Annotated in this window: 14 protein-coding genes and 5 tRNA genes; all 19 read left to right on the plus strand. The window is 56.2% G+C overall.

The genetic code is table 11. The features are described from left to right. Positions 1-10: 10 nt before the first annotated feature. Positions 11-1,903 (plus strand): YgiQ family radical SAM protein, encoded by a 1,893-nt coding sequence (locus tag B5F80_RS04655; protein WP_087477664.1) that lies wholly within the window; start codon positions 11-13, stop codon positions 1,901-1,903. Then, positions 1,900-2,946, plus strand: coding sequence for an extracellular solute-binding protein (locus tag B5F80_RS04660; RefSeq protein WP_087477665.1), 1,047 nt, complete (start codon positions 1,900-1,902; stop codon positions 2,944-2,946). Before B5F80_RS04655 ends, B5F80_RS04660 begins: the two co-directional genes overlap by 4 nt. Beyond that, positions 2,947-4,278, plus strand: a complete 1,332-nt coding sequence (rimO, locus tag B5F80_RS04665) for a 30S ribosomal protein S12 methylthiotransferase RimO (protein WP_087477666.1) — start codon at positions 2,947-2,949, stop codon at positions 4,276-4,278. A 16-nt stretch (positions 4,279-4,294) separates the two neighbouring features. Continuing rightward, the gene (locus B5F80_RS04670; RefSeq protein WP_087477667.1) at positions 4,295-5,548 is read left to right on the plus strand and encodes a competence/damage-inducible protein A; all 1,254 of its coding nucleotides are present in this window, start codon (positions 4,295-4,297) and stop codon (positions 5,546-5,548) included. 11 nt (positions 5,549-5,559) lie between these two features. Continuing rightward, entirely contained in the window at positions 5,560-6,630 is a 1,071-nt protein-coding gene (gene recA / locus B5F80_RS04675; protein ID WP_087477668.1) for a recombinase RecA, read from the plus strand. 2 nt (positions 6,631-6,632) lie between these two features. Continuing rightward, positions 6,633-7,052, plus strand: coding sequence for a regulatory protein RecX (locus B5F80_RS04680; RefSeq protein WP_087477669.1), 420 nt, complete (start codon positions 6,633-6,635; stop codon positions 7,050-7,052). Between the two features lie 163 nt (positions 7,053-7,215). Further along, entirely contained in the window at positions 7,216-8,751 is a 1,536-nt protein-coding gene (rny, locus tag B5F80_RS04685) for a ribonuclease Y (RefSeq protein WP_087477670.1), read from the plus strand. Positions 8,752-8,939: 188 nt separating this feature from the next. Continuing rightward, positions 8,940-9,016, plus strand: a tRNA-Asp gene (locus tag B5F80_RS04690). 6 nt (positions 9,017-9,022) lie between these two features. Then, positions 9,023-9,098 (plus strand) — tRNA-Phe (locus B5F80_RS04695). Between the two features lie 7 nt (positions 9,099-9,105). Then, positions 9,106-9,180: transfer RNA gene (locus B5F80_RS04700), tRNA-Gly, on the plus strand. 6 nt (positions 9,181-9,186) lie between these two features. Further along, positions 9,187-9,260: transfer RNA gene (locus B5F80_RS04705), tRNA-Cys, on the plus strand. Between the two features lie 13 nt (positions 9,261-9,273). Then, a tRNA-Leu gene (locus B5F80_RS04710) sits at positions 9,274-9,362 on the plus strand. A 140-nt stretch (positions 9,363-9,502) separates the two neighbouring features. Next, entirely contained in the window at positions 9,503-10,231 is a 729-nt protein-coding gene (locus B5F80_RS04715; protein ID WP_087477671.1) for a segregation/condensation protein A, read from the plus strand. Beyond that, positions 10,188-10,790 (plus strand): SMC-Scp complex subunit ScpB, encoded by a 603-nt coding sequence (gene scpB / locus B5F80_RS04720; RefSeq protein WP_087477737.1) that lies wholly within the window; start codon positions 10,188-10,190, stop codon positions 10,788-10,790. The genes B5F80_RS04715 and scpB overlap by 44 nt, the downstream gene beginning before the upstream one ends. After that, entirely contained in the window at positions 10,762-11,478 is a 717-nt protein-coding gene (locus B5F80_RS04725) for a pseudouridine synthase (RefSeq protein WP_087477672.1), read from the plus strand. Before scpB ends, B5F80_RS04725 begins: the two co-directional genes overlap by 29 nt. A 17-nt stretch (positions 11,479-11,495) precedes the next feature. Beyond that, a complete protein-coding gene (locus B5F80_RS04730; protein ID WP_087477673.1) occupies positions 11,496-12,731 on the plus strand; it encodes an NAD(P)/FAD-dependent oxidoreductase in 1,236 nt (411 codons plus the stop codon). 3 nt (positions 12,732-12,734) lie between these two features. Beyond that, on the plus strand, positions 12,735-13,406 hold the full coding sequence (gene cmk / locus B5F80_RS04735; protein ID WP_087477674.1) for a (d)CMP kinase: 672 nt from the start codon (positions 12,735-12,737) through the stop codon (positions 13,404-13,406). Continuing rightward, positions 13,403-14,017: a lysophospholipid acyltransferase family protein gene (locus B5F80_RS04740; RefSeq protein ID WP_087477675.1), complete on the plus strand. Its 615-nt coding sequence runs from the start codon at positions 13,403-13,405 to the stop codon at positions 14,015-14,017. Before cmk ends, B5F80_RS04740 begins: the two co-directional genes overlap by 4 nt. Then, positions 14,014-15,990 (plus strand): bifunctional 4-hydroxy-3-methylbut-2-enyl diphosphate reductase/30S ribosomal protein S1, encoded by a 1,977-nt coding sequence (locus B5F80_RS04745; RefSeq protein WP_087477676.1) that lies wholly within the window; start codon positions 14,014-14,016, stop codon positions 15,988-15,990. Before B5F80_RS04740 ends, B5F80_RS04745 begins: the two co-directional genes overlap by 4 nt. Positions 15,991-16,046 lie beyond the last annotated feature (56 nt).

Consider the following 16,046-nt stretch of genomic DNA (forward strand, 5'->3'; position numbering starts at 1 on the left):
GAGGAGAAGTATGAGCAGTCAATTTTTAGTGACCAGCCGCCGGGATATGGAAGAACGGGGCTGGGACCAACTCGACTTCGTATATATTAACGGCGACGCTTACGTCGACCACCCCAGCTTTGCCGCGGCGGTCATCGGCCGCGTCCTGGAGAGCCGGGGATACCGCGTCGGCATCATATCCCAGCCGGACTGGCACAGCGCAGAGCCTTTCAAGGCTTTGGGCAGGCCGCGCCTGGCGGCGTTGATTACGGCGGGAAATCTCGACTCCATGCTGAATGAAAAGACTGCGGCGAAGAAGTTCCGCAGCCGCGACAACTATTCGCCGGGAGGAGAAACGGGACGCCGGCCTGAACGGGCGACGATCGTCTACGCCAACCGCATGCGCGAAGCCTATAAGGACGTGCCGATCATCATCGGCGGCATTGAAGCCAGTCTGCGGCGCTTCGCCCATTACGATTACTGGTCCAATAAGGTCCGCCATTCGATCTTGTTGGACAGCAAGGCCGATATTTTAAGCTACGGCATGGGTGAGCGGTCCGTCGCCGAGATTGCCGATGCCCTGGCCGAAGGGAAGACGACGGCGGAAATGTACGACATACGCGGCATCTGCTATGTGACGAGCCGCGCGCCCTTGTCGGATAAAGCCGTCATGTGCCCGTCCTATGAAGAGGTCCGGGACGACAAAAAAGCCTTTGCCGAGGCCTTTAAAATCCAATATGAAGAGCAGGATCCCTATCACGGCCGGACGATTATCCAGCCGTCGGAAAACCGCTTTGTCGTGCAGACGCCGCCGGCCCTGCCGCTGACGACGGAGGAAATGGACGCCATTTACGAGCTGCCCTTTCAGCGGCGCTGGCATCCCATGTACGACGAGGCCGGCGGCGTGCCGGCCCTGCAGGAAGTACAGTTCAGCCTGACGAGCCAGCGCGGCTGCTTCGGCCACTGTCACTTTTGCGCTATTACGAGCCATCAGGGCCGGATTATCCAGCACCGCAGCCACGAATCGCTGTTGCGGGAAGCGAAGCGGATGACCGAGCTGCCTGACTTTAAAGGATACATTCACGACGTCGGCGGCCCGACGGCCAATTTCCGTCATGAAGCCTGCGGCAAGCAGCGCATATCCGGCGCTTGCCGCAACCGCCACTGCATCGGCAGCGAAGTCTGCCCGAATCTCGATACGTCCCATGAGGATTACCGCCGACTCCTGCGGGAAATCCGGCAGGTTCCGGGCGTGAAAAAGGTCTTTGTCCGCTCGGGGCTGCGGTATGACTACGTACTGGCGGATCATAATAAGAAATTCGTTGAAGAATTGTGTCAGTATCACGTCAGCGGCCAGCTGAAAGTAGCGCCGGAGCACGTCGTCAAGCACGTGACGGACTTGATGGGAAAAGCTGACGTACAGGCCTTTTTGAAATTTAAGGAATGGTTTGACGAGGCGAACCGCAAGCTGGGCAAAAAACAGTACCTCGTGCCGTATTTTATGTCTAGCCATCCGGGCTGCACGCTCCGCGACGCCGTGGAGCTGGCCGAATTTCTGCGGGACATGCATATGCAGCCCGAGCAGGTGCAGGACTTTATTCCCACGCCGGGCAGCTTGTCGACAGCCATGTACTATACGGGAATGAATCCGCTGACGGGCGAAACGGTATACGTCGCCCGCAGGCCGGAAGAAAAGCAGATGCAGCGGGCTCTTATGCAGTATAAGAACCCGGCGAACTACGACATCGTGTACAAGGCCCTGTGCCAGGCCGGACGGCGAGATCTCATCGGTTTTGGACCGAAATGTCTCATTCCGCCGCGCCGTCTTCAAGGGGCGCGGCCGGAACAGACGCCGCAGCGCCGCGGCGGCAGATTGCAGCCGCCGAAGAAGACGAGGCGCAGGGATACGAGGGGAAGAAAATGAAACGATATATGCCATTGATGGCCGTGGCGGTGTTCATCCTGGCCCTGCTGGGACTGAGCTGCTACGTATGGGAAAAACAAAAGCAGGCGGAGGAGCAGGCCGCGTATGAAGCCGAACGGCATCTCGTCGTGTATTCGGCCATGCCCGACGACGTAAACAAAGGACTGGCCGACGAATTTTATAAAAAGACGGGCTGGCGCGTGCAGGTACAGACCCGCACGGACGGGCAGATCCGACGGCTCCTGAAGACGCCGGATTTGGCGTCGCCGCCGGATATGATCATCGCGTCGGAGCAAGTGCTGCAGGATCAAAAGAAGGCCAGCATGCTTCAGGCCTATACGTCGCCTCAGACCGACGCCGTGCCGCCGGCCTTGAAGGATGCCGGCGGGTATTGGACCGGACTGTGGCTGAATCCCATGGTGTTTATCATCAGCAGCAGCTATTATGAACGCAACGGATTGTCCCCCCAGACGTGGGACGAACTGTTTCAGGACCCGAACCTGACCCTCGTCTTTCCCGACTTGGCGGCCATGGATATGGCCGGCGATTTCCTCTGCTCCTTTGTGGAAATGCGGGGCAGAGACGGCGCGGGAAGATATCTGCGCGAGCTGCAGCGCCACGTGACGTCCTATTCCCAGTCTATGTCGTCGAACGTGCGCATCGTAGCCGGAGGAGACGCCGACGCCGGCGTCGTCGACGCGGCTATGGCCCGTCAGTACAGCAAAGACGGCGCGCCGATCTATATTATTTATCCGCGCGACGGCACGTCGTACTGGCTGACCGGCGCGGCTATTACCAAGTGGTGCACCGACGGCGAAATGGCCTACGCCTTCCTGAACTGGCTGTTTTCGGACGACGTAGACGCTATCCTGCGCAGAAATCACATCTATTTGACCTATACCAGCGATACGGGAAAGAACGTCCTGGACGCGAAAGGGGACGGCCTGGCGCTGTTCCCTGTGAAAAAACAATATACGGCCGAAGGCCGCCGGTCCCTGCAGGATTGGTGGATTAAGTCGGTCCGCTTCGGAAAGGAGCCGTAAATGGAAAAAATTGGATTCGTCAGCCTGGGCTGCTCGAAAAACCTCATCGATACGGAAGTAATGCTGGGCATTCTCCGCGATAAACAGATGGAAATTACCGACGATTTGGCCGAAGCCGATATCATCATCGTCAATACGTGTACCTTTATTGAAAAGGCGAAGGAAGAATCGGTCAATACGATTCTGCAGGCCGCCGAATATAAAAAGACGGGCAAATGCCGCCTGCTGATCGTGACGGGCTGCCTCAGCCAGCAGTATAAGGAAGAATTGCTGAAGGAAATGCCTGAAATCGACGCCGTGTTGGGCACGGGCTCGTGGGACCGGATATGGGAGGCCGTCGAGGCGGCGAATCAGGGCGAACGGGCCTGCTTCATGGACGACGTCAGCCACTTGTATGACGAGCACACGAGCCGCATGCGCACGACTCCGTCGTACAGCGCCTACGTCAAGATCGCCGAAGGCTGCAACAACGGTTGTTCCTTCTGCATCATTCCGCACGTGCGGGGGCGCTTGTGCAGCCGTCCCGTCGCGTCGGTCGTTGAAGAGGTAAAGCAGCTGGCAGCCGACGGCGTGAAGGAAATTAATATCATCGCCCAGGATACGACGAGCTACGGCGTCGATCTGGCCGGCCGGTCTCTCCTGCCCGATTTGCTGCGGGAGCTGGTTAAAATAGACGGCGTCCGCTGGATCCGCCTGTTTTACTTATATCCGTCTTATTTTACGGATGAATTGATGAATCTCATCGTCGAAGAAGAGAAGATTTGCCCCTACGTCGACCTGCCGCTGCAGCACATTTCCCAGTCCGTGCTGAAACGCATGAACCGCCGCGATTCGGAAGAAGACGTGCGCAATTTGATGAAAAAGCTTTGCAGCCATGGACGTAAGCTGACCTTGCGGTCGACCTTTATTGTCGGCTTCCCCGGTGAAACGGAAGAAGAATTCCAGGAATTGTGCGATTTTGTCGACGAAACGGAATTCGACGACGTCGGCGTCTTTACCTATTCCCAGGAGGAAGGCACCGCGGCGGCACGGATGGACGGCCAGATTCCGGAAGACGTCAAGGAAGAACGGTATCACGCCCTTATGGCCATCCAGGCCAAGGTATCGGAACGGCGCAATCAGGAGCTGGAAGGGACGATTCATACCTTCCTCGTCGAAAGCATTCAGGAAGAAGGCGGCGTGCGTCAGGCCGTAGGCCGTATCGAGGTGCAGGCTCCGGAAGTAGACGGCCTGACCTATCTGGAAGATGCGGAAGCGGTGCAGCCCGGCGATATGGTGCAGGTGCGCATCGTTCAGGGCTTCGCCTACGATTTAGTGGCGGAGCTGGTATGACGGCGAGGTGAATTCAGTGTTAGTAGAACTTATTACGACGGGCTCGGAGCTGCTGCTCGGAGAAATCGTCAACGAGAATTCGCGGTATTTGTCTAAAGAACTCAATCGGCTCGGCTATTCCGTCGTATACCACACGACGGTCGGCGATAATCCCGAGCGGATGGAGCAGGTATTCCGCACGGCCCTGGCGCGGGCCGATATCGTCATCACGACGGGCGGCCTCGGGCCGACGCAGGGCGACGTGACGAAAATCGTCGGCGCCAAGGTCATGGATGCGCCGCTGGAATATCACCCCGACATCGTCGAAGGCATACTCCAGTGGGTGAAGGAGCATCATCCCAGCCGGGAGCTGACGGAAAACCAGAAGCGTCAGGCCATGATTCCCGCCGGAGCCGATATCTTTTCCAACGGAGCCGGCACTGCGCCGGGCGTAGCCATCCATAAGGGCGGCAAGCTCCTCGTCCACCTGCCGGGGCCGCCGACGGAAATGCGCTGGATGTACGAGCACCGGCTGAAGCCCTATTTGCTTCGTACCTTTGGCTCCCAGGGCTATATCCAGTCGCTGTACATCAAGATTTACGACATGGGCGAGGCCTTCATTGAAGAAAAGCTCATGGATTTAGTGACGAAGCAGTCAAACCCGACGATTGCCATGTACGCCCGTCCGGGATTCGTCGAAGTGCGCATTACGGCGCGGGCCCGGACGGAAGCGGAGGCTAAGGCCATGCTGTCGCCGCTGGAAGAAGAAATGCGCCGCCGCCTGCAGCGGACGGCCGTAGCCTACGACGATGAAACAGTCGCTCACGTATTGGGGAGGGAAGCCCTGCGCCGGAATTTGACGATCAGCGCGGCTGAATCCTGTACGGGCGGCCTCGTCGGCTCCCTGATTACGGACGTGCCCGGCGCGTCAGCCTACTTCCGCGGTTCGGCCGGTACGTACTGCAACAAAATGAAAGAACAGATACTCGGCGTATCTCATGAGACGCTGGAACGGTATACGGCAGTGAGCGCCCAGACGGCCTGCGAAATGGCCCAGGGCAGCAGGCGGCTGTACGGCTCGGATGTCGCCATCAGCACGACGGGCATCGCCGGACCGGACGGAGGTACGGCAGAGCAGCCTGTAGGCCTCGTATATACGGGCATAGACGGGCCGTGGGGCACCGTATCCCATCGCGACATCTATCCCGGCGACAGGGCGGAGGTCAAGCGCCGGGCGGCGGCTCGGGCCATTTATTATGCCGTTCAATATATCTTGAAACAAGGAGAATAAGGAGACATATTATGGATGCGAAACAAACTGCGCTTGAAAACGCAATGCGCAAGATCGAGAAGGATTTCGGCAAGGGCGCGATCATGCGTCTCGGCGATATAGCCGACAAGATGAATATGGAAGTCATTTCTTCCGGTTCCCTGGCCGTTGACCTGGCAGTCGGCGTCGGCGGCTATCCCCGCGGCCGCGTCATCGAAATTTACGGCCCCGAATCGTCCGGTAAGACGACGCTGGCCCTTCACGCCATCGCTTCGGCCCAAAAGAGCGGCGGCATTGCGGCCTTCATCGACGCGGAACATGCCTTAGACCCGGTCTATGCCCGTCATCTCGGCGTCGATACGGCGGAGCTGCTCATTTCCCAGCCGGACAACGGCGAGCAGGCTCTGGAAATTACGGAAGAACTGGTACGCAGCGGCGCTGTAGACATCATCGTCGTCGACTCCGTAGCCGCCCTGGTGCCGAAGGCGGAAATCGAAGGGGAAATGGGCGATTCCCACGTCGGCCTGCAGGCCCGCCTCATGAGCCAGGCCCTGCGTAAGCTGACCGGCATTATCGCTAAATCGAAGGCCATCGTCATCTTTATCAACCAGCTCCGTGAAAAGGTTGGCGTCATGTTCGGCAACCCCGAAACGACGACGGGCGGCCGGGCCCTGAAATTCTACGCCTCTATCCGCATGGAAATCCGCAAGGGCGAAGCCATTAAGGCCGGCGGCGACGTCATCGGCAACCGGGCCCGGGTTAAGGTCGTAAAAAATAAAGTCGCGCCGCCGTTCCGAAACTGCGAATTCGACATCATGTACGGCACGGGTATTTCCCGCGAAGGGACGATTCTCGATTTGGGCGCGTCCATGGACATCATCGAAAAGAGCGGCACCTGGTATTCGTATAAGGGCGAACGGCTGGGCCAGGGCAAGGAAAACGTCAAGGTATTCCTGAAAGAGCACGGCGACATTGCCGACGAAATTGAACAGATTATCCGCGATACCTTAGCCGCCGAGCCGGAAAAATTTGAAGACGTGATGGAAGAACCGATGCAGGCCGACGACTTGCCCGACACGCTGGCAGAAACTGACGGCGAATAAGCATGGACTATAAGGAAGCCTATGCAAAATCGCTGCGCCTGCTGAACGTCCGCTTTCTCAGCGAAGGCGAGCTGCGCCGCAAGCTGGAGCGGCATGATGCCGACGGCGAGGTAATAGATGCCGTCATCGCCAAGCTGAAGGAGGAGCGGTTCGTCGACGACGAGCGCCTGGCCCGAGCCGTGTACAAGCAGTATGCCCAGAAGGGCCGGTACGGCCATTTGTACATCGTCAACTGCCTGCGCCGCCGGGACCTTCCCGTTCCCGACGAGCTGGAGCGGCCCGACGAGGACGAAACGGCGCGGCGGTTGGTGGCCCAGCGCTTCAAAGGCGGAGGGGACGCGCGGAAAATCGCCCGTTTTCTTCAATACCGCGGCTTTTCACCCTCGGTGATTCGAAACGTCGTGGATGACTTTTATTCTTGACATAGTTATCAAAAAATTTTACAATTAAATGAGCCGGTTGACACTGGTCAAATATTTTGCATAATTGTAGGTTTTTTGAAGATGACGTAAACAACACATACTCATATAAAAAAGCCGGACTGCCGTTCGGCTTTTTTTGATGAAGGGGAGGTGAAATCAGTACATGTTAGCTAGCATTGTCGCAGCAATCGTCTGCGGCGTCATAGGCGTAGGCGCAGGGTATATTTACCGCAAGAACATTGCCGAAGGCAAGATCGGCCAGGCCGAAGTAGAAGCGCAGCGGATTATTTCCACGGCGCAGCAGAACGCGGAAGCCCGCAAGAAGGAACTGGTCCTGGAAGGCAAGGAAGAAGTGCATAAACTGCGTACGGACGCCGAACGGGAAAATAAGGAGCGCCGCAGCGAATTACAACGCATGGAACGGCGGTTGCTGCAGAAGGAAGAACATTTAGACAAGAAATTTGAGTCCATAGAAAAGAAAGAGGAATCGTTGCAGCGTAAGGAAGACGAAGTGACGAAAATCCAGGAGAAGATCGAAGCGCTTCACGCTCAGGAAATGGCTGAACTGGAACGGATTTCGGGCCTTACATACGACGAGGCGAAGGAGCTCCTCCTTTGCAACGTGCAGTCGGAGGTAAAGCACGAAACGGCTCAAATGATCAAGATGATGGAAGACGAAGCGAAGGAAGAAGCCGAAGGAAAGGCGCGGGAAATTATTGCCACGGCGATTCAGCGCTGCGCTGCCGACCACGTAGCGGAAACGACGGTCTCCGTCGTATCCCTGCCGAACGACGAAATGAAAGGCCGTATTATCGGCCGGGAAGGCCGTAATATCCGGGCTATCGAAACCCTGACGGGCGTCGACCTCATCATCGACGATACGCCGGAAGCCGTCATCTTGTCGTGCTTCGACCCCATTCGCCGCGAAATCGCCCGCATCGCCTTGGAAAAGCTCATCGCCGACGGACGTATTCATCCGGCGCGCATTGAAGAAATGGTGGAAAAAGCCCGCAAGGAAGTCAACCAGAAGATCCGCGAAGCCGGCGAACAGGCGACGTATGAAACAGGCGTTCACGGCCTGCATCCGGAACTCATCAAGATCCTGGGGCGTCTGCGGTACCGTACGAGCTACGGCCAGAACGTACTGCGCCATTCTATCGAAGTATCCCAGCTGGCGGGCATTATGGCCGCCGAGCTCGGCGTAGACGAAACGCTGGCCAAGCGGGCCGGTTTGATTCATGATATCGGCAAAGCCCTGGATCATGAATTGGAAGGCACCCACGTATCTATCGGCGCGGAAGTCGCCAAGAAGTACGGCGAATCCAAGCTGAGCATCAACTGTATTTCCGCGCACCACGGCGACGAAGAGCCGCGGAGCATCGAAGCCGTCCTCGTGTCGGCGGCAGACGCCGTATCGGCGGCGCGGCCGGGGGCAAGACGGGAAACGCTGGAAAACTACCTGAAGCGATTGACAAAACTGGAAGAAATCGCAAAATCTTTCGACGGCGTCGAAGATTGCTTTGCCATACAGGCCGGACGCGAAATCCGCGTCATGGTTAAACCGGAAAAGATCGACGAATCGGACTGCGTTCTCCTCGTTCACGACATCGTCAAGCGGATCGAGGCCGAACTGGAATATCCCGGTCAGATCAAAGTCGTCGTCATTCGGGAAACGCGAATGATCGATTATGCAAAATAATATGGAATACAAGTCCCTTGCCCCTGTCCGGGCAGGGGATTTTTTTCGCCTGATACAGGGGGCCAAAGGAGTTCGGGAAACGTAATGGGCAAATTATAAAAAAAATGAAAAAAAGGGCTTGCCAAAACGAGTGGGACATGGTAGAATACTTTTTGTCGGAACGCGAGAGGTTCCGATAAGTATGAAACGGCCCCGTGGTGTAGCGGTTTAACATGTCGCCCTGTCACGGCGAAGATCGTCGGTTCAAATCCGATCGGGGTCGCCATATTTTGCTCAGGTAGCTCAGTCGGTAGAGCAGGGGACTGAAAATCCCCGTGTCGGCGGTTCAATTCCGTCCCTGAGCACCATCTACATGCGGAAGTAGCTCAGTGGTAGAGCACCACCTTGCCAAGGTGGGGGTCGCGAGTTCGAGCCTCGTTTTCCGCTCCATAATATGGCGGCATAGCCAAGCGGTAAGGCAGAGGTCTGCAAAACCTTCATCCCCAGTTCGATTCTGGGTGCCGCCTCCATATTTCTCGTCGTGCCGAGGTGGCGGAACTGGCAGACGCAACGGACTTAAAATCCGTCGGATAGAAATATCCGTACCGGTTCGATTCCGGTCCCCGGCACCAAATGAATAACACAGTACTGTGAGTGTTACGTTGGCTTCAGCCGGCACGTCTTACAGAATGTTTAAAAGGTTTGGATGGAAATCCAAACCTTTTTTGTAATATTCTTTCATTTAATTTATAATATAAGAATGGCGGTCTGTATGGAAGCATATCAGTACAAAGTATCTGATTTCGAAGGGCCTTTGGATTTGCTGCTGTATTTAATCGAAAAAAACAAAGTCGATATTTACAATATTCCCATCGCGGAGATTACCGATCAGTTCAACGCCTATGTCGCGCAGCTCGACGGCTTCGACGTCAATTACGCCAGCAAATTTTTCGTCATGGCGGCGACGCTGCTGCAGATTAAGTCGCGCCTGCTCCTGCCTAAACCGCCTAAGGCGGAGCCGGAAGAGGACGAAGAGGATTTGCAGGACCAATTAGTCCGCCAGCTCGTCGAGTACAAGCGGATGAAAGAAATTTCCGGCGTCATGGGCGCGCTGTGGGAGCAGCGGAGCCATATGCTGGAACGGCCGGCGACGCCTATGCCCTATCAGGCCCGCTTTGTCGGGAAAATCGAGCGCGACGCCCTGTATCGGGCTTTTCGCCTCGTATATCGGGCGCTGGAAGAAAAAAAGCCGCCGGAGGTTCATATCCGGCAGGAAATATACAGCGTGGAAGAGTGCATGCAGCGCGTCGTGTACCAGCTGCGCCAAACGGTGCGGCCGGCTTCCGTGCTGGCCGTATTCCGCCGGTGCCGCTCCAAGGTCGAGCTCGTCGTCACCTTCCTGGCCGTATTGGAGCTCATAAAGCTGGGAACCTGCCATACTGTTTCGGAGGGAGAGGATGGGAATGCCGTTGCCTTGCGGTATGCCGGCGCGTACGCATAAGCCGGAAGCGCTGCTCGAGGCGCTGCTGTTTCTCAGCGGCCAGCCTATGACGGCGGCCGATATTTGCGCCCACACGGGCTGGAGCCGCGAAGAAACGGAAGCGGCGGCTTCGGCGCTGGAGCAGGTCCTCGACGAACGGCGCGGCCTCAAGCTTATCCGCGTTGCCGGAGGGTATCAGCTGGTCACGCGGCCCGAGCTGTACGACGCAGTCAAATGGGTGCGGACAGGCGCGGCGGAGCTGTCGCCCATGGCCTTGGAGGTACTGGCTATCGTGGCCTTCAAGCAGCCTGTCACGCGGGCCGATATCGAAAAGCTGCGCGGCGTGTCGTCGGAGCGCATTTTATCGTCTCTGCTGCAGCAGGGGCTGATCGTAGATTTGGGACGGAAGGATAGTCCGGGACGGCCGATCATGTACGGCACGTCGGCATATTTTTTGGAATGCATCGGCATGGATTCGCTGGAAGAACTGGCCGGCCGCGTGCCGCCGGAGCTGACGGCGCCTGCCGGCGAAGAGATACAGGAGGATATAGATGGAAAGGCTACAGAAGGTAATGAGTAACTGCGGCATCGCGTCGCGCCGCGCATCGGAGCAGATGATTTTAGACGGGCGGGTCCGGGTAAACGGCGTCATCGTCCGCGAGCTCGGGACGAAGGTAAATCCCGATAAGGATATCATCCTCGTCGACGGCAAACGGCTGGAAGCGCAGCCCAAGCATTATTACTTATTTAATAAGCCCAAGGGCGTTATTACGACGTCCAGCGACGACCAGGGCCGGCCGACGGTCATGGATTATTTCCGCAAGGAAAAGGACCGCATTTACGCCGTAGGGCGGCTGGACCAAAATACGGAAGGCCTTCTGCTCATGACCAATGACGGTGAGCTGGCCAACATCCTCATGCATCCCAGCACGATGGTCGATAAGACCTACGAAGTCAAGGTCAAAGGACGCATTTCCGATACGATACTGCAGAATCTGGCCGACGGCGTACCGCTGGAAGACGGCATGACAGCTCCTGCTGACGTATACTACGTCGGCTTCGACAGCAAGAGCGGCCTGACGACGATAGAAATTACGATTCACGAAGGGAAAAACCGCCAGGTACGCCGCATGATCGAGCATTTCGGCTTTCAGGTGCACAATTTGCGCCGCGTCCAGTACGCCTTCTTGACCCTGAGCGGCGTCAAGCGCGGCTCGTACCGCAGCCTGAAGCCTGAAGAAGTCGCTGAACTGTATAAATACAAATAAAAAGGCGGGAACGTCTGATGAAACACGTCATTATCATCGGCGCCGGCGCTGCCGGCATCATGGCCGCCTTGGCTGCGGCCGGACAGGGCGCGTCGGTTACGCTGCTGGAAAAAAATAATATTGTCGGAAAAAAGATGGGCATTACCGGCAAGGGCCGCTGCAATTTGACCAATGCCTGCGCCATGGACGAGTTCGTCGCCCATACGCCGGGAAATGGGAAATTCCTGTACAGCGCCTACGGCCAGTTTTCCAATGAAAACCTGCTGGACTTGCTGCATCAGTGGGGACTGGAAACGAAGGTAGAACGCGGCGGCCGCGTTTTTCCCCAGTCCGACAGCGCCATTGAAGTGCGCAAGCTCTTATACGACCGCCTCTGCCGCGCCGGCGTGCATATCCGCCTGAACGAGGCGGCGACGGCCGTGCAGCGCTGGGGCGATACTTTTGCGGTCCGTACGCAGGCCGGGCAGTATGAAGGCGATGCCTGCATTATTACGACGGGCGGCATGTCCTATCCCGTCACGGGTTCTAGCGGCGACGGATACGGCTTTGCTAAGAGCCTGGGCCATGCCGTGACAGAGCTCAAGCCGTCGCTCATTCCCTTTACGACGAAGGAAACGTGGCCTCATGCCTTGTCGGGCTTGTCGCTGCGCAACGTCGAGGCCTCCTTGTGGAAGCGGGGGAAGATGCTCGCCTCGCAGTTCGGCGAAATGCTTTTCACTCATTTCGGCGTATCGGGGCCGATTATCCTCATGCTCAGCGCGGCGGCGGCGCACAAGAAGCAATGCCAATATCCCATGCAGCTGCGCATCAATTTAAAGCCGGCCTTGTCTAAGGAAACGCTGGATCAGCGCGTACAGCGCGATTTCCAGAAATACATCCGCAAGGAAGCGGAAAACGCCATGAAAGACCTGCTGCCGCAGCGGCTCATTCCCATCGTGCTGGAACAGGCCGGCATCGACGGCCGCTGTCAGGTCAACCAGATTTCCCGCGAGCAGCGGCAGGATCTGGTCGATTCGCTGCAGGCGCTGACCCTGACGATTACGGGGACGCGGCCTATCGAGGAAGCCATCGTTACGGCCGGCGGAGTCAGCGTGCGGGAAATCAATCCCAAGACGATGGAATCCAAGCTGACGCCGAGACTGTATTTTGCCGGCGAGGTAATGGACATAGACGCCTATACAGGCGGATATAATCTGCAGGCTGCCTTTTCGACGGGCTACGTAGCCGGCATGGCAGCGGCAAAGGAGGAATAAGGGATGGAACGTTTGACCGTAGCCATCGACGGGCCGGCCGGAGCCGGAAAGAGCAGCGCCGCCCGCCTGGTGGCCAAGAGACTGGGGTATTTGTACATTGATACGGGCGCGATGTACCGGGCCTTTACCTGGGCGATGCTGCAGGAAAAAATCGATATAGGAGACGCGGAGGCCGTCAGGGCGCTGACGGAGCGCATCGACATTCGGCTGGAGCCGCTGGAAGACAAATGCCGCGTGTTCGTCGGCGAAAGGGAAGTTACCGACGCCATCCGCACGCAGGATATATCTTCTCGCGTATCTTCCGTTTCAGCTCTTGCAGTCGTACGGGAAAAACTGGTACAATTACAGAGGAACATGGCCGAAGGAGGCGGCGTCATTTTGGACGGCCGCGACATCGGCACCGTCGTGCTGCCGAAGGCCGATTTGAAGATATTCTTAACGGCGTCCGTCGAATCGCGGGCCCGCCGCCGCTACCTGGAAGTACAGGCGAAAGGCGGTACGGAAACGCTGGAGGACATTGCGGCCAGCATAGCGTCCCGCGACGATATGGATTCTCACCGCGCCGTCAGTCCCTTGCGACAGGCCGACGACGCGATCCTTCTCGACAACAGCGAATTAAATCTGGAAGAAACGGCCGATGCGATTACCGATTTAATTCAGCAGCGCTGTCGATGAAAGCCATTTCGTATTGGATTATCCGCCGGATATTCAACTTCGTGACTTACACACTCATCGGCATGAAAGTCTACGGCGAAGAGCATATTCCGGCTGAGGGGCCTTTTATCATCGTGTGCAATCACGCCAGCTACTTCGACCCGCCTTTGCTGGGAACGGCGGTGCGCCATCGCCTCATCCACTTCATGGCGAAAGAAGAGCTGTTCCGCAACCCGATTATGAATTGGTTTCTGCGGTATGTCCATACCTTTCCCGTCCATCGGGGCCGCATCGATAAAAAGGCCATCGTAGAATCGTTCCGCGTGCTGAAAAGCGGCGGCGTTCTCGGCATTTTTCCCGAAGGGACGCGCAAGTGCCAGGGCATACTCGGGCCGTTTCACGACGGCTTCGCCGGCATTGCCATCAAGGCAGGTGTGCCGGTCCTTCCGGCAGTCGTTGTCAATTCGAGAGAGCTGCCGAAGAAAACGGGACCCGTACAGATCGTATTCGGCGAACCGGTCATGCCGCCGGCAGATAAAAAGGCCGATAAGGAAGCGATACGGCAATTTTCAGAAGAAATTCGGGAAATTGTCTTAGCTATGCTAAATCGGCATGGAGGGACAGAAAAATGAAGGTAACTATTGCCGAGGCCTGCGGTTTTTGCTACGGTGTGCGTCGGGCCGTGGACATGGCGTCGCAGGCGGAAACGGGGACGAAAACCCTGGGGCCTATCATTCATAACCCACAGGTCGTAGCCCGTCTATCCGCACAGGGAGTGGCTCCCGTCGATTCTCTCGACGAAGTGGGCGACGGCGAAACGGTCCTGATTCGCTCGCACGGCGTTGGCCCCAGCGTCTATGAAGAAGCTTCCCGGCGGGGCATACGCGTCATCGACGCGACGTGTCCCCATGTCAAAAAAGCACAGCAAGACGCGAAAAAAATCGTCGAAGAAGGAAAAAATTTAGTAATTATAGGCGAAAAAGCCCATCCTGAAGTAATTAGTATTTCACAATGGGGGGCAAATCGTGCTATTATAATAGATAGGGAAATTGAAGCAGAACAAATTCCCTTTTCTGAATCACTGGGAGTCGTCGTCCAGACGACCTTTTCCCAAGAGCAATTCAAGCGCATTGCCGAAATCCTGAAGACGAAGACGAACGATTTAGACGTGCACATGACTATCTGCACGGCGACGCAGCAGCGCCAGAACGCCGCTGTGGAATTGGCCGGCAAGGTAGACGCCATGATCGTCGTCGGCGGCAGGAACAGCGCCAATACGGGAAGGCTGGCGCAGGTATGCAGAGAACAGGGTTGCCCTACATACCATATTGAAACGGCGGCTGAATTAGACACGGCGGCCTTTCGTGGTATGAATCATATAGGCATTACAGCCGGTGCTTCCACACCGGATTGGATAATACAGGAGGTTGTTGATATTATGGAAAATTTGCAAGCTGAAGGCACAGAAGTAATGAGTGAAGAATTGTTGGATCAGTACGACTATGAAGAAAATCCAAAGAAAGGCGACGTGGTAAAGGGCACGGTTATTTCTGTGAACGATGATGCTGCCTATGTTTCCATCGGTACGAAAGCAGAAGCCATTCTGCCGAAGAAGGAAATTGCCGTTCCTGCTCCGGAAAAAGCCAGCGACGTCATTCACGTCGGCGACGAACTGACCGTAGAAATTGCCAACAATATTAAAGAAGAAGGCTCTATCGTCGTGTCTCTCGTCAAGATGAAGAAAGTCGAAGACTGGAAAGAAGTTCGCGACGCTTTTGAAAACGATCAGCTCGTCGAATGCGTAGGCAAAGAAACAAACAAGGCCGGCCTTGTCGTTTCCATCAAATCCCTGCGCGGATTTATTCCCCTGTCCCAGGGCGACGTTAAATTCGTAAAATCTTTGGATAATCTCGTCGGCCAGACCTTCCAGGTCAAAGTCATCGACATTGACGAACACAAAAACCGTCTCGTCTTGTCCCGTAAAGCCGTTTTGGAAGCAGAACGGGAACAGAAACGGGCTGAAGCGCTGCAGAATATCGAAGAAGGCGCAGTTCTCGAAGGCACAGTCGTTAAAATCATGCCGTACGGCGCGTTTATCGACTTGGGCGGCGTAGAAGGCCTGCTCCATATTTCCGACATTTCCTGGAAGCGCGTAAGCTCCGTCGACGCTGTTCTTCAGGTCGGCGAAAAGCTTAACGTATTGGTACAGAAATTCGATCAGGAACGGAACCGCATTTCCTTGTCTTTGAAAGCGCTTCAGAAGAATCCCTGGATTGCCGCTATCGAAAAATTTGAAGTCGGCGACGTCGTAAAAGGCGAAGTTAAGAAGCTCCTTCCCTTTGGCGCTATTTTAGCGATCGATCCTGAACTCCAGGGCTTGCTCCACGTATCCGAACTGACGGAAAAACGCGGCGCCGTCGTTAAAGACCTGGTCAACATCGGCGACGTCATGAACGTCAAGATCATCGGCATCGACACGGATAAAAAGAAAATATCCTTGAGTGTCTTGGCTATTCAGAAAGATGAAGAAGAACAGGAAGTTCGCAACTATCTGGACAAACAAGAACAGGCCGAAGCAGCCGACGACGCTGTAGAAGGCGAATAATTTTCAACGAAGGGGGATAGCCGGCATGCCCGGTTATCCTTTTTTCATATTAAGAA

This window comes from Megasphaera sp. An286, from assembly GCF_002163455.1.
Classification (GTDB): domain Bacteria; phylum Bacillota; class Negativicutes; order Veillonellales; family Megasphaeraceae; genus Megasphaera; species Megasphaera stantonii.